This is a genomic window from Kitasatospora sp. NPDC006697 (genome assembly GCF_042869935.1).
Taxonomy (GTDB): Bacteria; Actinomycetota; Actinomycetes; order Streptomycetales; family Streptomycetaceae; genus Kitasatospora.
On sequence record NZ_JBIAGU010000022.1, the window covers coordinates 62,119 to 85,443 of the forward strand.

Below are 23,325 nucleotides of genomic sequence, written 5' to 3' on the forward strand. Positions count from 1 at the left end.
GCGATCGACCGGTGTGCGTTCTGTGGTGATTCCTCCTCAGCTGAGCACCGGTCAGGCCTTGCGGGCCGACTTCACGGATCCCACCACCCCGGCGATCAGCAGCAGCAGGCCGGCCGGCAGCAGCGAGGCGAAGACCGCGCCGACGACGCCCCAGTCGCCGAGCAGCGTGAGCGCCAGCGTGTTCAGCACCAGCAGCGCGCCGGTCGCGGGCAGCGCCGACTGCCAGGGGTGCTCCTCGGCCCAGCGCCGCAGCCGCCGGTCGCCGGTGTCCCGGCGCAGCCGGCCGCCGACGGTGCCGATCAGGAAGAAGAAGAACAGGGCCCAGCCGGCCGGTCCGGCCAGGACCGTGGTGGACCAGTGGCCGCCGATCAGTTCGGCTGCCAGGGTGGCACCGCCGACCACCGCTCCCACGGCCGCGGCGGTGCGCCACGGGCCGTTGGTGGCGGAGGCGACGGCCAGGTTGCGGCTCTCGCGTGGCGTCAGGTCTCCGTGTCCCATGCCTCCACGGTGCTCCTCGCCGGGCCCCGGGGCCAGCACCGCCGCCCCCGAATTCTCCCGGGCACTGTCCCCTACGGGACGCCCCCGGGACCTGCTGTCCGCCCGCTGGACACCTCCCCGAAACCGGGCGGCCCGGGTGCGAGGATGGCCGGCAGCACCGCCGTCGAACGAGGAGCCGAGCCATGCCCGACAGCGCCGTCCACCCCCAGCGGATCGCCTTCCTCGGCACCGGCAAGATCGGCGAGGCGCTGCTCTCCGGGCTGCTGCGGTCGGGCAAGCGGCCGACCGAGGTGATGGTCACCGCCCGGCGGGCGGAGCGGGCCGCCGAACTGGCCGAGCGCTACGGCGTGGCGGCCGTCTCCAACCGGGAGGCCGCCAAGCTGGCCGACACCCTGATCCTGGCGGTCAAGCCGCAGGACATGGGCGCCCTGATGGAGGAGCTGGCCCCGCACATCACGCCCGGCCGGCTGGTGATCTCGGCCGCCGCGGGCATCCCGACCCGCTGGTTCGAGGCCCGGCTGCCGTCCGGCACCCCGGTGGTCCGGGTGATGCCCAACACGCCCGTGCTGGTGGACGAGGGGATGAGCGTGATCTCCGGCGGCTCGCACGCCACCGAGGAGCACCTGCTGCAGGCCGAGGAGATCTTCCAGTCGGTCGGCCAGGCGCTGCGGCTGCCGGAGAGCCAGCAGGACGCGGCCACCGCGCTCTCCGGCTCGGGGCCGGCCTACTTCTACTACCTGGTGGAGGCGATGACCGACGCGGGCATCCTGCTCGGGCTGCCCCGGCAGGTGGCGCACGACCTGATCGTCCAGTCGGCGGTGGGCGCCTCGGTGATGCTGCGGGACTCCGGCGAGCACCCGGTGAAGTTGCGGGAGGCGGTCACCTCGCCGGCCGGCACCACCATCGCGGCGATCCGGGAGCTGGAGAACCACGGGGTGCGGGCGGCGCTGCTCGGCGCGCTGGAGGCGGCCCGGGACCGCTCCCGGGAGCTGGCCAGCGGCGGGAAGTAGTCGGACTCAGAGGTGAGCCCGGCTCAAGAAAGCCGGGTCCAGCCCCTCCCCAAAGCCGGCGCGACCCCCTACGCTCGCGCCAATATCTTCGTACCGGCCAGTAGCCGCCCGTGTCGGCCACTGCGCCCGACGTGAGCGAGGTGCCCGGGGTGAGTGGACTGAGCACGAGGCCGTCCGGGTCCGGGGCGGCCGATCCGGCCGCCGACCGGCTGCGCCGGGCCAGGACGGCCCTGCTGGCCGGCTTCCTGCTGCAGGGCACCACCTTCGCCCTGCTGGTCACCCGGATCCCCGGCATCCAGAAGCAGTACGGCGTCAGCGACTCCCAGCTGACCGTCTTCCTGGCCGCCGTGCCGATCCTGGCCGGGGCCGGCTCGATCGCCTCCGAGCAGATCGTCAAGCGGACCACCGCGCGCGGCGTGCTCCGGGTGGTCCAGCCCGCCGTCTGCCTCACCCTGGTGCTGGTCGCTCTCGGCCACCAGCTCTGGAGCCTCGGGCTGGCGCTGGCCGCCTTCGGCCTGCTGGTCGGCGCGCTGGACGCCTCGATGAACATGCTCGGCGTCGGCCTGCAGCACCGCTACGGCCGGTCCATCATGATCGGCTTCCACGCCGCCTTCAGCCTCGGCGGGATCATCGGCGCGCTGCTGGCCGGGGCCGGCGCGCACAGCCGGCTGATCGTGCTGTTCGGCGCCGCCGCCGCCGTGCTGGCCCCGGCCGCGGTGGTGGCCGGCCGGTTCCTGCCCGGCCCGGCCGAACTGGGCAGCGCCGTGCAGGAGGCCGCGGCCGCCGCCGCCCGCTCGATCCCCTGGCGCCCGCTGCTGCCGCTCTGCGCCGCGATGGCCTTCGCCTACATCGCCGACTCCACCGTCTCCAACTGGAGCGCCAAGTACCTCACCGGCACCCTGCACAGCGGCGACGGCCTGGGCGCCTTCGGCTACGCCGGCTACATGGTGGCGATGCTGGCCGGCCGGGCCCTGGGCGACCGCGCGGTGCAGCGGTTCGGCGCCGTCCCGGTGGTCCGCACCGGCGCCGCGGTGGCCTCGGTCGGCTTCCTGATCGCCGCGCTGGCCCCGACCGCCTGGGTCGGCATCGCCGGCTTCACCGTGCTCGGCGCCGGCATCTGCGCGATCATCCCGCAGGTCTTCGCGGCCGGCGGCCGGCTCTTCCCGGCCGACTCGGACGCCGCGGTGGCCCGGCTCAACCTCTTCAACTACGTGGGCTTCCTGATCGGTTCGCCGCTGGTCGGGGCGATCGCCGGGGCCGGCTCCTACCGCTGGGCGCTGGGCGCCCCGCTGCTGCTGGTGCTGGCCGTGCTGCCGCTCGGCAGGCACTTCGCACCCGCGCGGCACCAGCCACTACCGTTGGACCATGCCGTCAGCCCAGCCCGCCCAGTCTGACCAGTCCTGCCAGCTGCGCCTGTTCTGGGACGAAGCCGAGACCGCCTACCGGTTCAGCGACCGGCACCCGATGGACCCGGTCCGGCTCTCCCTCACCATGCGCCTGGTCGAGTCCTTCGGCCTGGCCGGCGGTCCCGGGGTCACGGTGGCCGCCGCGCCGCCGGCCGGCGAGTCCACGCTCGGCCTGGTGCACCGCCCCGAGTACCTGGCCGCGGTCCGCCGGGCCGCCGCCGACCCGGGCCTGGTGGACGAGCGGCACGGCCTGGGCACCGAGGACAACCCGGCCTTCCCGGCCATCCACACCGCCTCCGCGCTGATCGCCGGCCAGTCGGTGGCCGCCGCCGAGGCGGTCTGGCGCGGCCAGGCCCGGCACGCCGTCAACTTCGCCGGCGGGCTGCACCACGCCATGCCGGACCGGGCCTCCGGCTTCTGCGTCTACAACGACCCGGCGCTGGCCATCGCCCGGCTGCTGGAGCTGGGCGCCGAGCGGGTCGCCTACGTGGACGTGGACGTGCACCACGGCGACGGCGTGCAGGCCGCCTTCTGGGACGACCCCCGGGTGCTCACCGTCTCGGTGCACGAGCACCCCAGCACGCTCTTCCCGCAGACCGGCTGGGCCACCGAGACCGGCGGCCCGTCGGCCCCCGGCACCGCCGTCAACCTGCCGCTGCCGGCCGGCACCTCGGACGCCGGCTGGCTGCGCGCCTACCACGCGGTGGTGCCGGAGCTGCTGGCCGCCTTCCGCCCGCAGGTGATCGTCAGTCAGCACGGCGCGGACACCCACCTGGAGGACCCGCTGGCCCACCTGCTGGTCACCGTGGACGCCCAGCGCGCGGTGGCGCAGAGCCTGCACGAGCTGGCCCACGAGCACTGCGAGGGCCGCTGGGTGGCGCTCGGCGGGGGCGGCTACGCGGTGGTGGAGGTGGTCCCCAGGACCTGGACCCACCTGGTGGCGATCGCGGCCGGCCGCCCGATCGAGCCGACCGCCGAGACCCCCGCCGACTGGCGCGCCGAGGTCTACCGGCACACCCGGCAGGGCGCCCCCTTGCGGATGACGGACGGCGCCGACGTGCGCTACCGGGACTTCGCCGAGCAGGGCTACGACCCGGCCGACCGCCTCGACCAGGCGATCCTCGCGACCCGCAAGGCGGTCTTCCCGCAGCACGGCCTGCTGCCCTAACCTCGGAGCGGGAACGGAGCGCAGCCGAGCTGCTACAGAGCGCCGACGCGCTACGTACTGCAACGGACGCATCTCTGACCGTACAAGCAATCGCCTCCTCCCCCTTCCCACTCGTACCACGCGCAACTACTCTGGGGATACGCGTGTGTCGGTCGAGTCACCGGAGGGGAAGCCGGTGCCTTGCACACGGAAAAGGGTCGGGTGAGGTCATGAGTTCCGGCGAACGCCCCCTGCAAGAGGTCAACTTCCTGACCGTGGCGGAAGTCGCCTCGGTCATGAGGGTGTCCAAGATGACGGTCTACCGCTTGGTGCACTCCCAGGAGCTGCCCGCCATCCGGGTCGGCCGCTCGTTCCGAGTGCCCGAACAGGCGGTCCACGACTACCTGAAGGACTCCTACGTCGGGCGGCAGAGTGCCTGATCGGCGGCGTTGCCCGTCCCGATTTATTCGGGAGCCGGGCCAGACGGTAGGCTAGGCCCTCCGTCAGTCGTATGGACTCCGTCTCTCACGGGCGGAAGTCTCAGTGAGCGAGGGTTGTTCCGTGGGCTCTGTCATCAAGAAGCGTCGCAAGCGTATGGCCAAGAAGAAGCACCGCAAGCTTCTGAAGCGGACCCGCGTTCAGCGTCGCAACAAGAAGTAGTCTCCCCGCGCGAGCGGGAGTCTGCCGTCACACCTGCGGAGCATTGCTCCAGGTGCATCACTGCCCGTCCCGGCCGGAAACGGCCCGGGGCGGGCAGCGCTGGTTTCCGGCCACCGACGCGGTACGGTGCAACCACGCGCCGCCGTACCCGGGGCGGCCGAGCGGAGGGTGGCGGACAGGGTGGGCAAGGTGGTGCTGGTCACCGGCGTGGCCCGGCAGCTCGGCGCCCGGTTCGCCGAGCGGATCCGCCGCGAGCCCGGGGTGGACCTGGTGGTCGGCGCCGATGTGCTGCCGCCGCAGGCGCCCGATCCCCGGGAGGCCGGGGACGGGCCGCGCGCGCCCTACGTCTTCAGCCACGTCGACCTGCGCCGCCCGGCGATCGCCCGGGTGCTGGCCGAGCACGACGTGGACACCGTGGTCCACCTGAACGTCAGCGCCACCAACCCCGGCGCGACCGCCCGCTCGGCGGTCAAGGAGATCAACGTCATCGGCAGCATGCAGCTGCTCGGCGCCTGCCAGCAGTCCGCGCTGGTCCGCCGGCTGGTGGTGAAGTCCACCACCGGTGTCTACGGCTCCACCCCGCGCGACCCGGCCGTCTTCACCGAGCGCACCCCGCCCAAGACGCTGCCCGCCGACGGCTTCGCCAAGGACGCCGCCGAGATCGAGGGCTACGTGCGCGGCTTCGCCCGCCGCCGCCCCGACGTCGCCGTCACCGTGCTGCGGTTCGCCAACCTGGTCGGCCCCAGCGCCGACACCCCGCTGGCCTCCTACTTCGCGCTGCCGGTGCTGCCCACCGCGCTCGGCCACGACCCCCGGCTGCAGTTCGTCCACGAGGACGACGCGGTGGAGGTGCTGCGGCTGGCCGCGCTGGAGCCGGTGGCCGGCCTGCCGGACCGGCCGGTGGACCGCAGCGGCACCTTCAACGTGGCGGGCGACGGGGTGCTGCTGCTCTCCCAGTGCGCCCGCCGGCTCGGCCGGCCCACCCTGCCGGTGCTCCGGCCGGCCCTCGGCTGGGCCGCCTCGCTGGCCCGGCAGACCCGGGCGATGGACTTCGCGCCCGAGCAGGTCGGCCTGCTGACGCACGGTCGGGTGGTGGACACCAGCGCGCTGCGCGAGGTGTTCGGCTACCGCCCGGCCTACTCCACCCCCGAGGCCTTCGCCGACTTCGCCGCCGGGCAGCGCGGCGCCCTGCTGCCGCCGGAGCGGCTGGCCGCGGCCGCCGACCGGCTCGCCACCCTGCTGAGCAAGAGGAGCTGAGGCCGGATGAACGCCGCCCGCGAGGCCGAGCAGGCCAAGGTGATCCCGATCGAGTCGGCGCCCAGCTGGACCGGCCGCGACGAGGGTGGGCTGGCCGACCGGCTGGCCGGCTCGCTCGGCGCGCTGCTGGCCGGCCGCACCGGCCGGGCCGCGGACTCGCTGCTCGGCGAGGGCTGGGAGGGGAAGGCCGCAGCCGGCCTCTCCTTCCTGCGCCGCCGGCTGACCGGCGAGTACGAGGTGGACGAGTTCGGCTTCGACCGCGAGCTCACCGAGGAGGTCATCCTCACCGCGCTGCGGCCGCTGGCCGAGAAGTACTTCCGGGTCGAGGTGCGCGGCGCCGAGCACCTGCCGCCGGACAGCGGGGTGCTGGTGGTGGCCAACCACTCCGGGGTGGTGCCGCTGGACGCGCTGATGACCCAGGTGGCGATCCACGACCACACCCCGGGCCGCCGGCACCTGCGGATGCTCGCCGCCGACCTGGTCTTCGAGCTGCCGGTGGTCGGCGAGCTGGCCCGCAAGGCCGGGCACACCCTGGCCTGCAACGAGGACGCCCAGGCGCTGCTGGAGCGCGGCGAGGTGGTCGGGGTGTGGCCGGAGGGCTACAAGGGGATCGGCAAGCCGTTCGCCGACCGGTACAAGCTGCAGCGGTTCGGCCGCGGCGGGTTCGTCGCCTCGGCGCTGCGGGCCCGGGTGCCGATCGTGCCGTGCGCCATCGTCGGGGCCGAGGAGACCTACCCGATGCTGGGCAACGCCAAGACGCTGGCCCGGCTGCTCGGGCTGCCCTACCTGCCGATCACCCCGACCTTCCCGTGGCTCGGGCCGCTGGGCGCGGTGCCGCTGCCGACCAAGTGGACCATCCAGTTCGGCGAGCCGATCGCCACCGACCGGTACGCGCCGGAGGCGGCGGACGACCCGATGCTGGTCTTCAACCTGACCGACGAGGTGCGGGAGACCATCCAGCACAGCCTCTACAAGCTGCTGGTCGAACGGCGCTCGGTCTTCTTCTGAGCACCGCCCGACCGACCGAGGGCCCGCCACCCGGAGGTGACGGGCCCTCGGTCCGCCGGACCGTCAGTTCCCGCCGCTGCCGTCGAGGCCGAGGCCCGGCAGCAGGCCCGGGATCAGCGGCGGCAGGTTCAGCCCGCCGGTCGCCGGGGTGCTGCTCTGGCCGTCCGCCGGGGCGGACGGCGTCGCGGACGGGCTGGCGTCGCCGCCGGGCGCCGCCGAGCCGCTGCCGCCGGCCGGCGCGGGCGAGGCCGCCGGGGCCTGGCCGGCCCCCGGCCGGGCCGCGCCGGCACCGGTGCCGGTCAGGCTGCCGGTGAGCCCGTTGACCAGGCCGCCGACCGGGTTGGCCCCGGCCGGGGTGGCCGGGCCGCCCTGGCTCGGCACCATCGCGGCACCGCTCGGGCGGCCGGTGCCGCCCAGCGGCTCGTCCGGACTGCCCTGCTGCGCCGGGACGGTGGCGCGGCCGCCGGCCGGGGAGGCGCTGCCGCCGGTCCGGCCCGAGCTGCCGGAGGGGGCGGCCGGGACCGGCGAGGCCGGGTGGCCGGCGCTGTCCTGGTCCAGGTGGAGCGGGCCGACGTCCTGGTTCAGGTCACCGAAGAGCTGGTCCACCTGGCCCGCCACCGGGGTGAGCTGGGTGGGCAGTTGGGGCTGCAGGGCGGCCCAGTGGTCGTCCTGGGCCTCGGTGAAGGAGGCCAGCTTGCGCATCGGGTCGAGCGAGCCGTTCGCCTGGTAGACCGCGCGCAGCAGGTCCCGGCCGCGGGCCGCCTCCGCGTGCATGTCGCGCAGCGCCGAGCCGAGCCGGTTGACCGTCTCCGGGCTGAGCGGGCCGCCGTTGGTCCGGCCGACCAGCGAGCGGGCCTCGGCCAGCCGGGTGGAGGCCTGGTCCAGCAGCAGGGTGCCGCGCTCCTGGTCGTTGTCGGCCAGGTCCAGCCGCAGGCCCTCCAGGTGGCGCTTCATGCCGTAGAGCGGGTCGCCGGGCAGCGCCCCGGTGCTCGCCGCGGCCACCCCGGCCAGGCTGCCCACGGTGACCCCGGCGATCATGCCGGTGATGGCGAACCGCCGGCCCCAGCGGCGCCGCGCCAGCCGGTCGATCCGGCGGTGCCGGTGCTCCCGCTGGCGGGGCACGGCGGCCAGGCCGCCACCGCCCACCGTCTGCTCGAAAGCGGCCAGCAGCTGGGCTCGCTGCACCATCCGGACCTCGGCGTCCAGGCCGGGCACGGTGAGCGCGCCGAGCGCGGTCGCGGTGTCCACGAGCTCACCCAGTGGCGCGCTGCTCGCGGCCGGTCCTGTCCGGTGGGCCTCCAGCGCCTCGGCGAAGGCCTTCGCCCGCCGGTGCTCCAGCACATTTGCCGTCACGGGCCACACCTCCCTTCGTCGTTGTCGACTCCCCGGCCTGCCGGACGGTTGCCACGGCGGGCCAAATCCACTCCTTCGGGTGAGGGATCGCGGCCCGACTTGACCACGCCGCCCGAGGGGGTTTGCACGCTGGGCAACGAGTGGAATCGGCGGTCGGTTACGCACGAGTGATCATGTGACCGCATTCTCACCCGGACGTGTGGGAACGGTCTTCGGGGTGACCCGGCGTCGGCTATGTTCATGCCGCGGGCCTACCTGGCGTCCGGCGGCAGCAGCCGGGCCAGCGTGCGGACCGCGCGGTACTGCAGGGTCTTGATCGCGCCCTCGTTCTTGCCCATGATCCGGGCGGTCTCCGCCACCGAGAGCCCCTGCAGGAACCGGAGGGTCACGCACTCCTGCTGCTGCGGGTTGAGCCGGCGCACCGCGTCCAGCAGGGCGGCGTTGGAGAGCGACTCCAGCACCGAGTCCTCGGGGCTGCGCTCGCACTCGTTGGAGTCGAGCATCTCCCCGGTGGTCACCTCCAGCCGGAACCGGCTGGACTTGAAGTGGTCGGCGACCAGGTTGCGGGCGATGGTCACCAGCCAGGCGCCGAAGTCCCGGCCCTGCCAGGTGAAGGTGCCGATCCGGCGCAGCGCGCGCAGGAAGGTCTCGCTGGTCAGGTCCTCGGCCGTGGCCCGGCTGCCGACCCGGTAGTAGATGTAGCGGTAGACCGTGTCGCAGTAGTGGTCGTAGAGCCGCCCGAAGGCCTCGCTCTCGCCGGCCTGGGCCCGCTCGACCAGCTCCATGACCGGGTTCTGCTCGGCCTCGCCGCCCTGGTGCGGCAGCGCGCGGGAGCGGCCCCGGGTGCCGGAGGGGCCGGGCGGCTGGCCGCTGCCCCGGCCGCGCGCGGTGGCCGCGCCGGTGGCCGCGGAGCGCAGCGCCAGGCCGGCCTGGCCGGGCAGCGCCGGTCCGCCGGCCGGCGCCAACTGGGGCACCGGGAAGGCCAGCTGACTGCGCAGCAGGGAGCGCAGCAGCCGCAGGTTGCGCAGGGCGGGCAGGGCGGCGGCCGGCCCGGGACGACTCGTGGTGGCGGAGGCCGACGGGCAGGAGGGAGCAGGCGCGTCGTTCCGGACGGGTGGGTACACGGGACTCCCAGAGGCAGAACTGTGGACGGATCACCTCCGCCTGCGCGGAGAGCACACTCCCCGTCACCCCGTCGGGGGGACACCTGGGGTGGGCGTGCATCCAGGAGAGAATAACGCTTTGTGCAATGACAGCTACACCGTGTGGCCGAAGTGGTCGATAGGCATCCACTTCTCGTGGTATCTGACCCGAAACTGACCGGATGAGCGGCGACGGCAGGTGGCATCGGTGACCGCTCGACGGCTGAGTGTGACCGATTCCGAGGTCGGGCGGCCGGTTTCCCAGTCGGTGGGACCGCCAATCCCCGAGTTTCCGGGGCGTTCGAACGATCAGATCCGGTCAGCGGTCGAACGAGCGGACGGCGCGTCAGATCCCGGGCGCGGCAGGCCTGCTCGGGGCAGGCCGGAGGAACGGCCGGTCAGCGCTGGACGGCCGCCGGAAGGGGGAGGGGGTCAGCGCCGGCGCCGGCGCAGCGCCATCGCGGCCACCGCGACACCGCCCAGCACGCCCGCGCCGATCGCGGCGGGCACGCCGATCCGGGCCGCCTTGCGGCCGGTCCGGAAGTCCTGCACCCGCCAGCCGTGCGCCCGGGCGTACTTGCGCAGCCGCCCGTCGGGGTTGACCACGAACGGGTGTCCGACCAGCGAGAGCAGCGGGATGTCGTTGGACGAGTCGCTGTAGGCGGCGCACCGCCCGAGGTCCAGGCCCTCGCGCCGGGAGAGCGCCCGGACCGCCTCGGCCTTGGCCGGCCCGTGCAGCATCTCGCCGACCAGCCGGCCGGTGTACATGCCGTCGGAGACCTCGGAGACGGTGCCGAGCGCGCCGGTCATGCCGAGCCGGCGGGCGATGATCCGGGCCACCTCCACCGGCGCCGCGGTGACCAGCCAGACCCGCTGCCCGGCGTCCAGGTGCATCCGCACCAGCGCCCGGGTGCCCGGCCAGACCTTGGCCGCCACGATGTCCTCGAAGATCTCCTCGCAGATCGCCTCCAGGTCGGCGGTCCGCTTGCCGGCCACCAGCGAGAGCGCGGTGGACTGGGCGTCGGCGATGTGGTCCGGGTCCTCCGCGCCGCGCAGCCGGAACATCGCCTGCTGCCAGGCGAACCGGGCCACGTCGCGGCGGGTGAAGAACTTCCGGCGGTAGAGGCCGACGCCGAGGTAGAAGACGGCGGCGCCCTGCAGGATCGTGTTGTCGCAGTCGAAGAAGGCGGCGCCGTGCGGGTGGTCCACCGGCGGCCCCCCGGGCCCCTCCGGCTCCTCCTCCGCCAGCGCCGGGCCGGCCTCGCGGAGCGCACGCTCGGCCGCGTCGGCTGCGGCCTCGCCAGCCAGGGCGGCCCGCTCGGAGGGGGAACGCCTGGGGTGGGTGAGCCTTCGCAGCGCGGCCATGGGACCGAGCATAGAGGTTGCGTCAGTGGTGGGGCGGATCAAGGAACGGCGTCCGGGCCGAGCCTCGATCCGCCCCACCACCGACGCAACCTTTCCCAGGTCGCGGCGGGCATCCGGCTGCCCCCGTCGCGGCGCACAATGGCCGGGTGAGCCCACTGCTGCGCCGCGCCAAGAGCGCCGACCCCGCCGACCGGACCGTCACCCTGCTGGCCAAGCCCGGGTGCCATCTCTGCGACGACGCGCGGGAGGTGATCACCCGGGTGGTGGCCGAGCTGGGGTCCGGCTTCGAGGAGCGGGACATCACCCAGGACCCGGAGCTCTACCGCACGTACGCGGAGCAGATCCCGGTGACGCTGATCGACGGGCGCCAGCACGACTTCTGGCGGGTCGACGAGAAGCGGCTGCGGACCGCGCTGACCGGCCGCTAGCCAGGAGCCGGCGGGCGGGCGGCCGGGTCCGGCCGCCCGCCGCTTTGGTGCTGCTTGCCCGAACCATCCGGAGGCCGTCCGGTTCCCCTCGGACGGCCGTTCGGAGTCCGGATGCGGCGTGATGCGCGTCACTGTGGCCGGACAAAACGGACACCATCTTTGTGCACACGTTCACAAACGCATAGCCTGGCTGCCAAAGCCCAGCTTCACCCACAGGAGCACCGTGGCAATCGGCCGATCCACTCCCCAGACACCGCCCCCCACCCCTGCCGACGGAGGCTCCATGCGCCGCACCCCTGTGGGACGTCAGACCCGTGCCCGCGGCATCCCGGACGCCACCGTCGCCCGCCTCCCGCTCTACCTGCGGGCGCTCACCGCGCTCTCCGAGCGGTCCGTGCCGACCGTCTCCTCGGAGGAGCTGGCCGCCGCGGCCGGGGTGAACTCCGCGAAGCTGCGCAAGGACTTCTCCTACCTCGGCTCCTACGGAACCCGCGGTGTCGGGTACGACGTGGAGTACCTCGTGTACCAGATCTCGCGTGAGCTCGGTCTCACCCAGGACTGGCCGGTCGTGATCGTCGGGATCGGGAACCTGGGCCACGCGCTCGCCAACTACGGGGGCTTCGCCTCCCGCGGATTCCGGGTGGCGGCCCTGCTGGACGCCGACCCGGCGGTGGTCGGCGGCACGGCGGCCGGCCTCCCGGTGCGGCACATGGACGAACTGGAGTCCATCGTGGAGAGCCAGCAGGTCTCCATCGGTGTCATCACCACCCCGCCGGGCGCCGCCCAGCAGGTCTGCGACCGGCTGGTCGAGGCCGGGGTGACCAGCATCCTCAACTTCGCGCCGACCGTGCTGACCGTCCCGGACGGGGTGGACGTGCGCAAGGTCGACCTCTCGATAGAGCTGCAGATCCTCGCCTTCCACGAGCAGCGCAAGGCCGGCGAGGAGCCGGAGGAGGAGGGCCCCGCCGAGGAGCCGGTGCGCGAGCGCGCGCCCGGTCCGGTGCGGGCTGCCGCCGCCAAGCTGCGCCGGGCCGCCGCCGGGGGCAAGGACAAGGGCGAGACCGACCGGCAGGCGGTGCTCCCGGCATGAGCCTGCTCGTCGTCGGTCTGAGCCACCTGACCGCACCCGTCACCGTGCTGGAGCGCGCCGCCCTGACCGGCGGCACGCCCGCGCGGCTGCTGCACGACGCGTCCGCCACCCCCACCGTCTCCGAGGCGGCGCTGCTGAACACCTGCAACCGGATCGAGCTCTACGCGGACGTGGACAAGTTCCACGCCGGCGTCGCCGAGCTCTCCCGGCTGCTCGCCGAGCACGGCGGGGTGGACCTGGAGGAGCTGACCTCCCACCTCTACGTGCACTACGAGGACCGCGCGGTGCACCATCTCTTCTCGGTCGCCTGCGGCCTGGAGTCGATGGTGGTCGGCGAGGGCCAGATCCTCGGCCAGCTGCGCGACTCGCTGGCCCTCGCCCAGGACGAGCACACCGCCGGACGGGGCCTCAACGAGCTGTTCCAGCAGGCCCTGCGGGTCGGCAAGCGGGCGCACAGCGAGACCGGCATCGACAAGGCCGGCCAGTCGCTGGTCACCTTCGGCCTGGAGCAGGTGGCCGCCGGGGCCGGCGAGATCGCCGGCAAGCGGGCCCTGGTGGTCGGCGCCGGCTCGATGAGCTCGCTGGCCGCCGCCACGCTCTCCCGGGCCGGGGTCAGCGACCTGCTGATCGCCAACCGCACGCCCGAGCGGGCCGAGCGGCTGGCCGCCACCCTGGGCGCCCGCACCGTGGCGCTGGCCAAGGTGCCGCAGGCGCTGGCCGACGTGGACCTGGTGATCTCCTGCACCGGCTCGCCCGGCGTGGTGATCCCGGCCGCCGAGGTGGCCGCCGCGCTCGCCGTGCGGACCGCCGCCACGCCGCTGGCCTTCCTCGACCTGGCGCTGCCGCGGGACGTGGACCACGCGGTGCACGAACTGCCGGGCGCCCACCTGGTCGACCTGGAGTCGCTCTCCCGGGCCGACTCGGCCGGGCCGGGCGCGGGCGACGTGGCTGCGGTCACCGAGATCGTCGCCGAGGAGGTGGCCGCCTTCGGCGCCGCCCAGCGGGCCGCCCGGATCGCCCCCACCGTGGTGGCGCTGCGGGCGATGGCCTCCGAGGTGGTCGGCGCCGAGCTGGCCCGCCTGGAGTCCCGGCTGCCCGACCTGGACGACCGGTCCCGCGCCGAGGTGGCGCAGACCGTCCGGCGGGTGGTCGACAAGCTGCTGCACGCGCCCACGGTGCGGGTCAAGCAGCTGGCCGCCGAGCCGGGCGGCGCCTCCTACGCGGAGGCGCTCCGTGAGCTGTTCGACCTCGACCCGGGCGCGGTGCGCGCGGTATCGGGTACGCCGGTCGGGCCCCAGGCACAGCCCACCGGCGGTAGTCTCGCGGGCGGAGCGGCCCGATGAACCACCCTCTCGACCACCAGCACGACCGGGACGAAAACGCTATGAATGGTCAACTGAGCATGCAGCAGGGCCAGTTGGATGCCGAAACGATACCGCTGCGGCTGGGCACCCGGCGCAGCGCGCTGGCCATGGCGCAGTCCGGCATGGTCGCCCGCGAGGTCACCCGGGTCACCGGCCGCGCCGTCGAACTGGTGGAGATCACCACCTACGGCGACACCTCCCGGGAGCACCTGGCCCAGATCGGCGGCACCGGGGTCTTCGTCTCCGCGCTGCGCGACGCGCTGCTGGCCGGCCGGATCGACTTCGCCGTGCACTCGCTCAAGGACCTGCCCACAGCCGCCCCCGAGGGCCTGGTGCTGGCCGCGGTGCCGGAGCGCGAGGACGCCCGGGACGCCCTGGTCGCCCGCGAGCAGCTGGACCTGGAGGCGCTGGTCGAGAAGACCACCGACCGCCCGGTCCGGATCGGCACCGGCTCGCCGCGCCGGATGGCCCAGCTGAACGCCTGGGCCCGGGAGCGCGGCGCCGAGATCGAGACCGTTCCGATCCGCGGCAACGTGGACACCCGGATCGGCTTCGTGCACTCCGGCGAGCTGGACGCGGTGGTGCTGGCCACCGCCGGCCTCAACCGGCTCGGCCGGTCCGCCGAGATCAGCCAGCACCTGGCGCCCGAGCTGATGCTGCCGGCCCCCGGCCAGGGCGCGCTGGCGCTCGAGTGCCGGGCCGACGACCCCGGACTGGCCGCCGCCCTGGGCGCCCTGGACCACGCCCCGACCCGGGCCGCGGTGGTCGCGGAGCGCGCCCTGCTGGCCGCGCTGGAGGCCGGCTGCTCCGCCCCGGTGGCGGCGCTGGCCCGCCCGGCGGGCGGCAACGAACTGCGGCTGGAGGGCGTGGTCGGAACCACCGACGGCGCCACCCTGCTGACGATGTCCACTACTGGCCCGCTCGAGTCCGGTGAGCCGGCCGAGTCGGCGGCGCGGGCCCTCGGCCACGCGCTGGCGGCCCGGCTGCTCGACGGCGGGGCGGCCGGTCTGATCGGGGAGCGAGCCTGATGAGCCCCACCGCCACCGCCGACCGGGCCGGACGCTGCACCTTCCTCGGTGCCGGCCCCGGCGACCCCGGTCTGCTGACGCTGCGTGCGGTCGAGGTGCTGGCCACCGCCGACCTGCTGATCGCCGACCCGCTGACCGCCGCCGCCGTGCGCAGCCACTGCCCGGAGGGCGTGCAGCTGTACAGCCCGGCCGAGTGCGAGAGCGGCCCGCTGGACATCGGCGGCAGCGACCCGGCCGCGATCGGCAAGCTGATCGGCGAGGCCCTGCAGTCCGGCAAGCACGTGGTCCGCACCGTGGACGGCGACCCGGGCCTGGACGGCCGGGCCGCCGAGGAGATGCTGGCCTGCGCCCGCGCCGGGCTGCCGTTCGAGGTGATCCCGGGCGTCGCCCAGTCGGTCGGCGTGCCGGCCTACGCGGGCGTGCCGCTGCGCGGCAGCAACGGCGCCGACGTGCGCTTCGTGGACGGCTCGGCGCTGCTGGCCGGCGCCCTGGTCGACCTGGGCGCGCCGGAGACCACCCTGGTGGTCCGCACCACCCTGGGCCAGCTGCCCGCCACCTGCAACGCGCTGGTGGCGCACGGCCGCAAGCCGGACGCCCAGCTCTGCGCCACGCTCTCCGGCACCACCACCCGGCAGCGCACCTTCACCTCCACGCTGAGCGCGATCGCCGCCGACCTGAAGGCCGCCCGGGTGCTGCCCTCGCCGGTCTCCGCGCCGGTGGACCCGAACACCTCGGTGATAGCCGTGGTGGGCGAGCAGGTGGCGCACCGCTCCTCGCACTCCTGGTTCGAGACCAAGCCGCTGTTCGGCTGGAACGTGCTGGTGCCGCGCACCAAGGAGCAGGCGCACGGCCTCTCCGAGCAGCTGCGGTCCTACGGCGCGGTGCCGCAGGAGGTGCCGACCATCGCGGTCGAGCCGCCGCGCACCCCGCAGCAGATGGAGCGGGCGATCAAGGGCCTGGTCACCGGCCGCTACGAGTGGATCGCCTTCACCTCGGTCAACGCGGTCCGCGCGGTCCGCGAGAAGTTCGAGGAGTACGGCCTGGACGCCCGGGCGTTCGCCGGGATCAAGGTCGCCGCGGTGGGCGAGACCACCGCGCAGGCGCTGGTGGACTTCGGCGTCAAGCCGGACCTGGTGCCCTCCGGCGAGCAGTCGGCCGCCGGGCTGCTGGAGGACTGGCCGCCGTACGACCCGGTCTTCGACCCGATCGACCGGGTGCTGCTGCCGCGCGCCGACATCGCCACCGAGACCCTGGTGGCCGGCCTGGTCGAACTCGGCTGGGAGGTGGACGACGTGACGGCCTACCGGACCGTGCGCGCCTCGCCGCCGCCGGCCGAGACCCGGGAGGCGATCAAGGGCGGCGGGTTCGACGCGGTGCTCTTCACCTCGTCCTCCACGGTGCGGAACCTGGTCGGAATCGCCGGGAAGCCGCACAACGTCACTATCATCGCCTGTATCGGTCCGGCCACCGCCAAGACCGCCGAGGAGCACGGCCTGCGGGTCGACGTGATGGCGCCCGCGCCGTCCGCCTCGGCGCTGGCCCAGGCGCTGGCGGAGTTCGGGGCCGGCCGGCGGGACGCCGCGACCTCGGCCGGCGAGCCGGTGTACCGCCCCAGCGAGCGGCGGCCCGGCTCCCGACGCAAGGCGCGCTGACCCGCGGACAGAGAGCACGTGGAGGAGTCATGACGTTCCCCGACATCCGGCCCCGCCGGCTGCGGACCACCCCGGCGATGCGCCGCCTGGTGGCCGAGACCCGGCTGCACCCGGCCCAGCTGATCCTGCCGGTGTTCGTCCGGGAGGGGATCAGCGAGCCGGTGCCGGTCAGCTCGATGCCGGGCGTGGTCCAGCACACCCGGGAGACGCTGCGCAAGGCGTCGGTGGAGGCGGCCGAGGCCGGCATCGGCGGGATCATGCTCTTCGGCGTGCCGGAGCACAAGGACGCCACCGGCTCCGCGGGCACCGACCCGGACGGCATCCTGCAGCAGGCGATCCGCGACGTGGTCGCCGAGGTCGGCGAGCAGCTGGTGGTGATGTCGGACCTGTGCCTGGACGAGTTCACCGACCACGGCCACTGCGGCGTGCTGGCGGCGGACGGCTCGGTGGACAACGACGCCACCCTGGCCCGGTACGCCGAGATGGCCGTGGTGCAGGCCGAGGCCGGGGTCCACGTGGTCGGCCCGTCCGGCATGATGGACGGTCAGGTCGGGGTGATCCGGCGGGCGCTGGACGAGTCCGGTCACCAGGACACCGCCGTGCTGGCCTACACCGCCAAGTACGCCTCGGCGCTCTACGGCCCGTTCCGGGAGGCGGTGGCCTCCTCGCTGCAGGGCGACCGGAAGACCTACCAGCAGGATCCGGCGAACGCCCGGGAGGCGCTGCGCGAGCTGGAGCTGGACCTGGCCGAGGGCGCCGACCTGGTGATGGTCAAGCCGGCCATGCCCTGCCTGGACATCCTGCGCCAGGTGGCCGACCGCTCGCCGGTGCCGGTGGCGGCCTACCAGATCTCCGGCGAGTACGCGATGGTCGAGGCGGCCGCCGCGAACGGCTGGATCGAGCGCGAGCGGACCATCATGGAGACCCTGCTGGCGATCCGCCGGGCCGGGGCCGAGCAGATCCTCACCTACTGGGCGGTCGAGGCCGCCCGGATGCTCTGAGCCCGCCGATGCTCTGATCCTGACGGCATGTTGAGGGGGCGTCAGCCATATGGCTGACGCCCCCTCAGTCTTGCGGCCGATCAGCCGTGGTGGTGCCAGCCGTCGATGGCGACCTCGCCGCCGCCCTCGCCGCCCGCCGCGTCATCGGTCGCCCAGAAGGCCTTCTCGCCCATGGTGTGCACGTGGCCCGCGCAGGCGAAGCCCTCGCCCCAGCCCGCCGCGAAGGGGTGGTGCGCGGTGACCACGCCGCCGCCCTCGCCGCCGACCGCCACGTGGGCGGAGGCCGCGGTGGCACCCAGGCCGACCATCATCAGGGCGCTGGCCGCAACGGCGGTGGCCCGACCCAGCATCTTCTGCATGAGATTGCTCCTCTCGGTGGAACGCGTTCCTCGAATGACTGAGCGGGGCTGGCCGGAGTGCTCCGCCAACCCCGCTCGGGTACTGCTCCGTCGGGTCAGGTACTGCTCCGGAGGGTCAGGGTGGTGCGGGGAGCGGCTGAATCAGCCGATCAGGTGCGACAGGGCGCCGTCGCCGTTGCTCTGGGTGGTCTGGCCCACGTTGCAGATCTGGTGGTTCTGCTGGTTCAGGACCGGGACGTCCACCTGGACCGGGATGAGGCCGACCTGGACGTGGTGCACCTCGGGCAGGCAGATGTTCGGGTTGTCCAGGGTGTGGAAGTTCGGGCTGTGGTCGCCGTGGGTGCCGGTGGCGTTGGTGCCACCGTCGCCCTGGACCGAGGCGGCGGAGCCGTCCGCGTCGCCGATGGCGAAGGAGGGCGCGCTGGCCATCGCGATGGCGGCGGTGGCCAGACCGGCGGTGGCGAAGACCTTCTTCAGCATGAGGTGCTCTCTCTAGCTCAGTAGCTCGGTGATGGTGGGAACGGACACCGCTGGCTGCGGTGGGTGGAGCGGGGAGCGGCTGGATCAGCCGATCAGGTGCGAGGCGACACCGTCGCCGTTGCTCTGGGTCGGCTGGCCGACGTTGCAGACCTGGTGCAGCTGCTGGTTGCCGACCGGGATGTCCGCCTGGACCGGGATGAGGCCGACCTGGACGTGGTGGATCTCCGGCAGGCAGATGTTGGCGTTGTCCAGCACGTGGAAGTTGGGGCTGTGGTCGCCCCAGGTGCCGGTGTTGTTGGTGCCGCCGTTGCCCGACAGGCTGGCCGCGGAACCGTCCGCGTTGCCGATCGCCATGGCGGGGGAAACGGCCGCGCCGAGGGCGGCGGCGGCCAGGCCGGCGACGGCCAGGGTCTTCTTGATCATGGGAATTCCTCTCTCGGTTACTGCGTCGCTGCGTCTCGGTGCAATGTGTGAAACGAATTGCCCTGGTCCCTGGTCACCGCGGATTGCGGGGCCTATTCGGGCACGACTCTTCTCGAATGGGACCGCCAGCGGCAGGATCTCCGGCTGCCGGGCGATCGGGCGTCCGAACCGGCCACCGTGGTGCGGCGACACCGATATCAAAGAACGGCGGGCGGGAAAGTTACGCGAGGCGGGGCGGAAAAACCGGCGGACGGCCCGTTCGGGCGGTTCCGTGGTCGTACTAATACTCCGCGCGGGCTAAGCGGTGGACCGGCACGCCCACTACCGGGCCCCCGGATCGTTGAGGCAGTTCGGGGTGCCTGCCCTCATCTGCCTCACGAGACGGGATCAGAGAAGACGATGAAGCTGTCCAAGCGGAGCGGTGCCCTGCTGCTGGCGGTCGGCGCCTCGGCGATCGCCGGCCAGGCGGCCGCCCAGTCCGCCCAGGCCGCGCCGGCCACCCCGATGACCCCCGGTCAGGTGGCCGCGCTGGAGAACGGGCTGGCGACCAGGACCGTGCCGCTGCGGGTGCCGTTGGAGACGGTCACCCAGCACGCCCCGATGCTGCCGCTGGGCGGCGACGTGAACGGTGCGCTGCCCGCCTCCCCGGTGCTGCCGCCGGTCCCGGCCGAGCAGGGCAAGCACGAGATGATGCCCGACCAGCTGGTGCCGCCGCTGAACTTCAGCCGGGTCGGCCCCAGCCTGGAGACCGCGCTGCCGCTGCCCGCGGTGGCCGACGGGGTCCGCCCCGGCAACCTGGACCTGGACTCGCCGCAGGCCCCGCTGAAGGCGATCGGCCCGGCGGTGGGCATCGGCCACCCGCTCTCCTTCGTCGAGGGGGCCGACGGCCAGCTCAAGGACGGTTCGCTGACCACCGGCGACCTGGACCCGCGGCTGGTGCCCGGCGCGGTCTCCGCGGTGCCCGGCGCCAAGGCCAGCCTGGGCGGCCCGCAGCAGAACACCACGGTGCTGCAGGCGGCGCAGAACCTGCTCTCCACCGGATCCGCGGTGGCCGACGAGGCGACCCGGGGCGACCAGGGCTGAGGCGGTGCGGAAGGGCCCGGTGCGCTGCCGCGCACCGGGCCCTGCGCCGTGCTGTCTGCTCCGCGCCGGCGCGCCCGGTGCTCAGTGCCCCGGCAGGGCGCCGAGCAGCAGGCCGGCCACCGGCAGGTCCTTGGCGCCGCCGCCGCCGCTCAGCGAGCCGGTGGCCGCGGTGGTGGAGACCTGCGGCACGCCGTTGTCCGGCTGCACCGCCAGGGCGTTGTTCAGCGGGTCGGCCGCGGACTGGGCGAACGGGTCCAGCCGCAGGTCCTTGACGGGGCCGAGCACGTAGCCGGTGGTGCCGTGCAGCGCGCCGAGCGCCGGGCCGACCTGGGTGGGCCGCAGGGCGGCGGTGGACGCGGGCGCGGCGGCCGCGGCGGCGCCGGCCGCCACCGGGACCAGCAGCAGGGCGGCCCCGGCCGCGGCCAGCGCGTGGGTGGTGGAGGTGGTCAACTCGGTTCTCCCTCTTGGTGACTGACGCCTGCCTGGATGCGGCGCTGGCCCCCCGGACACGGTCCGGGGGGCCAGCAGCGCACGGGAGGCTCTCAGCAGTCGTCGGACGGCTGCGGGTGAGCGTCGGCGTTGATGCAGGTGTTGCCGAAGGCCGGGTTCAGCAGGCCGATCACGTTGACGGTGTCGCCGCAGAGGTTGATCGGGATGTGCACCGGGACCTGGACGGCGTTGCCGGAGAGCACGCCGGGGGAGTGCGCGGCCACGCCCTCCGCGCCGGCGCTGGCCAGCGCGGAGCCGGCGCTGCCGAGCGCCAGGCCGAGGGCCGCGGTGGAGAGGATCGCGATCTTCTTCGCGTTCATGGGGGGACCTCCTGGGTCTGACGGGGGAGCGGATCAGCCGTGGTTGATGCAGGTGTTGCCGAACGCCGGGTTCAGGGCGCCGATCACGTCGACGGTGACGCCGCAGACGTTGACCGGGACGTGCACCGGAACCTGGATCAGGTTCCCGGAGAGCACGCCCGGGGAGCCGGCGGCGACGCCCTCGGCGCCCGAGCTGGCGGCGGCGGCACCGGCGCCGCCCAGCAGCAGGCCGGCCGCGGCGGCGGAGAGCACCAGGGTCTTCGAGAACTTGCGCATGGGTTTTCCTCCGTTGATTCCCCGGGACGGTTTCCCGGGTCATTCCCGAGCTGTACGTGAAAGCGCTTCGGGAACGAGAACGAGGAGCCGGGCCACCGGAAACGGGTACCGGCGTGAAACATCACCCGATCGCCGGGTCGCGCCATCTGATTAGTACGAACGGGTGATTCGCGCGCCCCGACCGGAACCGGTGCGACGGGGCGTCGTTCCTGATCATGCACGCATCGTGCTCAGCAACAAGGAGACTCAATATGAGCGTCAAGAAGGCTGCCGCTGTCGGCGCCGCCGTGGTCGGCATCGTGGCTGCGGGTGCCGGTTCCGCCATGGCCAGCGCTGGCGCCGAGGGCGCCGCGGTCGGTTCCCCGGGTGTCGCCTCCGGCAACGCGATCCAGGTCCCGATCCACATCCCGGTCAACGTCTGCGGCGACAGCGTGAACGTGATCGGCCTGCTGAACCCGGCCTTCGGCAACACCTGCGTCAACGAGGGCTGACTGCCCGACGGAGCCGCCGCCCACCGCCTCCCCTCCTGGGGCGGTCCGGGCGGCGGCTCCGTGCTGTCCGGCGGCGCGCAGACCTGAGGGGTGCTCAACTTTTGCGGTCCGAAGCCTTGTTGCATTACTTGTCAGTACCTAGCATGTGACTCCGCTCACCGCACCGCTCCGCCCCCCTCGAAGGAGTCCTGCGTGCCCAGGAGACGCCCCCACCGCAGCCCCGCCGCCCTGCTCGCCGCCACCGCGCTGGCCGCCGCACTGGGTCTGACCGCCGCCCCCCAGGCCGCCGCCGCCCCGGCTGCCCCCGCCGCCCCCGCCGCCGCCCGGGCCGGCCTCGCCCCCGCCATCGTCTCGCTCGGCGACAGCGCGATCTCCGGCGAGGGCGCCGGCACCGACACCGGCGACGGCTACTTCGCCGGCACCGACGGCCCCACCGACTACTGCCACCGGCACCCGCAGTCGGAGATCTTCGACACCGGCCTGTCCGGCCTCACCGCCGTCGACCTGGCCTGCTCCGGCGCCCAGACCGGCGACCTGGTCAGCGACCCGGTGCTGGCGCAGACCACCGGCGGCGGCAGCGGCGACTTCGGCGAGCCCAAGCAGGACGCCCAACTCGCCAAGACCGCGGCGCAGTACAACGTCAGGATGGTCGTGGTGACGATCGGCGCCAACGACGACTTCGACTTCAGCGGGATCATGGAGAGCTGCCTCGGCCAGTACTTCCCGATCCCCAAGTCGCAGGGCTGCCGGGACACCATCGGCAGTGCCGCGATCACCCAGCGGGCCGCGAAGGTGATCCCCAAGGTGGTCGCCGCGCTCACCGACGTCCGGCAGACCATGCGCCGGGCCGGCTACGCCGACGGCGACTACCAGCTGGTCTTCCAGTCCTACTTCACCCCGATCACCCCGGACATCCGCAGCAACGACTACGCCACCAAGGTCGCCCAGGGCTGCCCGGCCTTCCCCGAGGACCTGGCCTGGGGCCACAACTGGGTGGTCCCCACCTTCGACGACGCGCTGCGGCAGGCCGCCGAGCAGGTCCCGGGCATCCGCTTCCTGGACCAGCGCCGGGTCTCCTACGGCCACGAGGTCTGCGCAGAGTGGACCACCTCGCCGTACGAGTACACCAACGGCGATGTGATCGACCTCTCGGAGAACACCCGCAACGGCTGCGACTACTCGATCGGCATCCTCTCGCTCTGCGAGAACGAGATCCGGCAGTCCTTCCACCTGCGGGTGGCCGGCTACCACGGCGAGGGCGGCTGCCTGGCCGAGTTCTACGGCGAGCCGGCCCAGCAGGAGGCCTACTGCACCCTGGACCAGGCCGACGGCACCACGGTCATGCCGCTCACCCCCGGCCGCCCGTTCGGTGACGTGCCCGAGGACGGCGCCTGGTACCAGCTGACCAACGCGGCCACCGGGCAGGTGCTCGACCTGGCCGGCGGCGGGACCTACGGCGACAGCACCAACGGCCGGGCCGCGATCACCTATCCGGCCGGCGGCAGCCTCAACCAGTCCTTCGTGCTGGAGGCCAAGGCCGGCGGTGCCTACGAGCTGGACTTCAGCGGCAACCGGGCCATGTGCCTGGACGCGACCGGCGCGGCCACCACCCCGGGCACCCGGCTCGAGCAGTGGTCCTGCAACGGCGGCGCCAACCAGCACTGGCTGCTCACCCCGTCCGGCAGCGGCAGCTACACCCTGGCCGACACCCAGGCCCCGGCACTCGCCGCCACCGCGAGTGCCGACCGCGACGCCCAGGGCAACCCGCTGGTCGAACTCGCCGCCGCCACCGGCGCCCCCGCCCAGCAGTGGCAGCTGACCAAGCTCGGCATCACCTACCTGCACGGCTGACCGGGCGCCGCCGAGCCCGGCCCGCGAGCGCCGTTCCCGACTCCGGGAGCGGCGCTCGCGCACGTGTTCGGAGGGTGGTCGGCGGACCTGCTGGAGGACCGGTCGAGGACCGGTCCCAGGAGGCACAGCAGCAGCTCGGAAGCA

Annotated in this window: 26 protein-coding genes; 16 read left to right on the forward strand and 10 right to left on the reverse strand. The window is 73.9% G+C overall.

Going from position 1 to position 23,325, the window contains the following annotated elements; all coding sequences use genetic code 11:
- Positions 1 to 51 precede the first annotated feature (51 nt).
- Positions 52 to 498 (reverse strand): hypothetical protein, encoded by a 447-nt coding sequence (locus ACFYNO_RS27275; protein ID WP_388017872.1) that lies wholly within the window; start codon positions 496 to 498, stop codon positions 52 to 54.
- Between the two features lie 182 nt (positions 499 to 680).
- On the opposite strand from ACFYNO_RS27275, the gene proC reads away from it, so the two are divergent.
- From proC to ACFYNO_RS27310, 7 genes are all read left to right on the forward strand, one after another.
- A complete protein-coding gene (gene proC / locus ACFYNO_RS27280; RefSeq protein WP_388017875.1) occupies positions 681 to 1,508 on the forward strand; it encodes a pyrroline-5-carboxylate reductase in 828 nt (275 codons plus the stop codon).
- A 149-nt stretch (positions 1,509 to 1,657) separates the two neighbouring features.
- Positions 1,658 to 2,902 (forward strand): MFS transporter, encoded by a 1,245-nt coding sequence (locus ACFYNO_RS27285; RefSeq protein ID WP_388017878.1) that lies wholly within the window; start codon positions 1,658 to 1,660, stop codon positions 2,900 to 2,902.
- Complete coding sequence (locus ACFYNO_RS27290; protein WP_388017881.1) at positions 2,874 to 4,082, forward strand: acetoin utilization protein AcuC; 1,209 nt, start codon at positions 2,874 to 2,876, stop codon at positions 4,080 to 4,082. The genes ACFYNO_RS27285 and ACFYNO_RS27290 overlap by 29 nt, the downstream gene beginning before the upstream one ends.
- Positions 4,083 to 4,291: 209 nt before the next feature.
- Positions 4,292 to 4,501 carry a helix-turn-helix domain-containing protein gene (locus ACFYNO_RS27295; protein WP_101381292.1) on the forward strand — a complete coding sequence of 70 codons (210 nt, stop codon included), beginning with the start codon at positions 4,292 to 4,294 and terminating at the stop codon, positions 4,499 to 4,501.
- A gap of 121 nt (positions 4,502 to 4,622) precedes the next feature.
- Positions 4,623 to 4,721 carry a 30S ribosomal protein bS22 gene (locus ACFYNO_RS27300; protein WP_003948845.1) on the forward strand — a complete coding sequence of 33 codons (99 nt, stop codon included), beginning with the start codon at positions 4,623 to 4,625 and terminating at the stop codon, positions 4,719 to 4,721.
- Between the two features lie 180 nt (positions 4,722 to 4,901).
- Positions 4,902 to 5,978 (forward strand): NAD-dependent epimerase/dehydratase family protein, encoded by a 1,077-nt coding sequence (locus tag ACFYNO_RS27305; protein ID WP_388018111.1) that lies wholly within the window; start codon positions 4,902 to 4,904, stop codon positions 5,976 to 5,978.
- Positions 5,979 to 5,984: 6 nt separating this feature from the next.
- Positions 5,985 to 6,986, forward strand: coding sequence for a lysophospholipid acyltransferase family protein (locus tag ACFYNO_RS27310; RefSeq protein WP_388017884.1), 1,002 nt, complete (start codon positions 5,985 to 5,987; stop codon positions 6,984 to 6,986).
- 63 nt (positions 6,987 to 7,049) lie between these two features.
- On the opposite strand, the gene ACFYNO_RS27315 is transcribed toward ACFYNO_RS27310, so the two are convergent.
- From ACFYNO_RS27315 to ACFYNO_RS27325, 3 genes are all read right to left on the reverse strand, one after another.
- Complete coding sequence (locus ACFYNO_RS27315) at positions 7,050 to 8,339, reverse strand: DUF5667 domain-containing protein (protein ID WP_388017887.1); 1,290 nt, start codon at positions 8,337 to 8,339, stop codon at positions 7,050 to 7,052.
- Between the two features lie 251 nt (positions 8,340 to 8,590).
- Positions 8,591 to 9,367 (reverse strand): ECF subfamily RNA polymerase sigma factor, BldN family, encoded by a 777-nt coding sequence (locus ACFYNO_RS27320; protein ID WP_388018114.1) that lies wholly within the window; start codon positions 9,365 to 9,367, stop codon positions 8,591 to 8,593.
- 546 nt (positions 9,368 to 9,913) lie between these two features.
- A complete protein-coding gene (locus tag ACFYNO_RS27325) occupies positions 9,914 to 10,846 on the reverse strand; it encodes an HAD family hydrolase (RefSeq protein WP_388017890.1) in 933 nt (310 codons plus the stop codon).
- 146 nt (positions 10,847 to 10,992) lie between these two features.
- Here ACFYNO_RS27325 and ACFYNO_RS27330 point away from each other — a divergent pair, with 146 nt between their 5' ends.
- From ACFYNO_RS27330 to hemB, 6 genes are all read left to right on the forward strand, one after another.
- Positions 10,993 to 11,274, forward strand: coding sequence for a glutaredoxin family protein (locus tag ACFYNO_RS27330; protein WP_388017893.1), 282 nt, complete (start codon positions 10,993 to 10,995; stop codon positions 11,272 to 11,274).
- Positions 11,275 to 11,557: 283 nt separating this feature from the next.
- Positions 11,558 to 12,364, forward strand: a complete 807-nt coding sequence (locus tag ACFYNO_RS27335; RefSeq protein ID WP_388017896.1) for a redox-sensing transcriptional repressor Rex — start codon at positions 11,558 to 11,560, stop codon at positions 12,362 to 12,364.
- Positions 12,361 to 13,707 carry a glutamyl-tRNA reductase gene (locus ACFYNO_RS27340; protein ID WP_388017899.1) on the forward strand — a complete coding sequence of 449 codons (1,347 nt, stop codon included), beginning with the start codon at positions 12,361 to 12,363 and terminating at the stop codon, positions 13,705 to 13,707. The genes ACFYNO_RS27335 and ACFYNO_RS27340 overlap by 4 nt, the downstream gene beginning before the upstream one ends.
- A 41-nt stretch (positions 13,708 to 13,748) precedes the next feature.
- Entirely contained in the window at positions 13,749 to 14,756 is a 1,008-nt protein-coding gene (hemC, locus tag ACFYNO_RS27345; RefSeq protein ID WP_388017902.1) for a hydroxymethylbilane synthase, read from the forward strand.
- Positions 14,756 to 16,408, forward strand: a complete 1,653-nt coding sequence (locus tag ACFYNO_RS27350; protein WP_388017905.1) for a uroporphyrinogen-III synthase — start codon at positions 14,756 to 14,758, stop codon at positions 16,406 to 16,408. Before hemC ends, ACFYNO_RS27350 begins: the two co-directional genes overlap by 1 nt.
- 29 nt (positions 16,409 to 16,437) lie before the next feature.
- On the forward strand, positions 16,438 to 17,409 hold the full coding sequence (hemB, locus tag ACFYNO_RS27355) for a porphobilinogen synthase (RefSeq protein ID WP_388017908.1): 972 nt from the start codon (positions 16,438 to 16,440) through the stop codon (positions 17,407 to 17,409).
- Between the two features lie 80 nt (positions 17,410 to 17,489).
- On the opposite strand, the gene ACFYNO_RS27360 is transcribed toward hemB, so the two are convergent.
- The 3 genes from ACFYNO_RS27360 to ACFYNO_RS27370 all read right to left on the reverse strand — a co-directional run bounded on the left by ACFYNO_RS27360 (position 17,490) and on the right by ACFYNO_RS27370 (position 18,671).
- Complete coding sequence (locus tag ACFYNO_RS27360) at positions 17,490 to 17,768, reverse strand: hypothetical protein (RefSeq protein ID WP_388017911.1); 279 nt, start codon at positions 17,766 to 17,768, stop codon at positions 17,490 to 17,492.
- A 141-nt stretch (positions 17,769 to 17,909) separates the two neighbouring features.
- Complete coding sequence (locus tag ACFYNO_RS27365; protein WP_170304936.1) at positions 17,910 to 18,248, reverse strand: rodlet layer protein; 339 nt, start codon at positions 18,246 to 18,248, stop codon at positions 17,910 to 17,912.
- Positions 18,249 to 18,332: 84 nt separating this feature from the next.
- Entirely contained in the window at positions 18,333 to 18,671 is a 339-nt protein-coding gene (locus ACFYNO_RS27370) for a rodlet layer protein (RefSeq protein WP_388017914.1), read from the reverse strand.
- 399 nt (positions 18,672 to 19,070) lie between these two features.
- On the opposite strand from ACFYNO_RS27370, the gene ACFYNO_RS27375 reads away from it, so the two are divergent.
- Positions 19,071 to 19,754: a hypothetical protein gene (locus ACFYNO_RS27375; RefSeq protein ID WP_388017917.1), complete on the forward strand. Its 684-nt coding sequence runs from the start codon at positions 19,071 to 19,073 to the stop codon at positions 19,752 to 19,754.
- 81 nt (positions 19,755 to 19,835) lie between these two features.
- Here ACFYNO_RS27375 and ACFYNO_RS27380 read toward each other — a convergent pair whose 3' ends face one another.
- From ACFYNO_RS27380 to ACFYNO_RS27390, 3 genes are all read right to left on the reverse strand, one after another.
- Positions 19,836 to 20,204, reverse strand: a complete 369-nt coding sequence (locus ACFYNO_RS27380; RefSeq protein ID WP_388017920.1) for a hypothetical protein — start codon at positions 20,202 to 20,204, stop codon at positions 19,836 to 19,838.
- A 92-nt stretch (positions 20,205 to 20,296) separates the two neighbouring features.
- Positions 20,297 to 20,563, reverse strand: coding sequence for a chaplin (locus ACFYNO_RS27385; RefSeq protein ID WP_388017923.1), 267 nt, complete (start codon positions 20,561 to 20,563; stop codon positions 20,297 to 20,299).
- A 33-nt stretch (positions 20,564 to 20,596) separates the two neighbouring features.
- On the reverse strand, positions 20,597 to 20,839 hold the full coding sequence (locus ACFYNO_RS27390) for a chaplin (RefSeq protein ID WP_388017926.1): 243 nt from the start codon (positions 20,837 to 20,839) through the stop codon (positions 20,597 to 20,599).
- A gap of 251 nt (positions 20,840 to 21,090) precedes the next feature.
- Here ACFYNO_RS27390 and ACFYNO_RS27395 point away from each other — a divergent pair, with 251 nt between their 5' ends.
- The gene (locus tag ACFYNO_RS27395) at positions 21,091 to 21,330 is read left to right on the forward strand and encodes a chaplin (RefSeq protein WP_388017929.1); all 240 of its coding nucleotides are present in this window, start codon (positions 21,091 to 21,093) and stop codon (positions 21,328 to 21,330) included.
- Positions 21,331 to 21,522: 192 nt separating this feature from the next.
- Complete coding sequence (locus ACFYNO_RS27400; protein WP_388017932.1) at positions 21,523 to 23,181, forward strand: RICIN domain-containing protein; 1,659 nt, start codon at positions 21,523 to 21,525, stop codon at positions 23,179 to 23,181.
- Positions 23,182 to 23,325 lie beyond the last annotated feature (144 nt).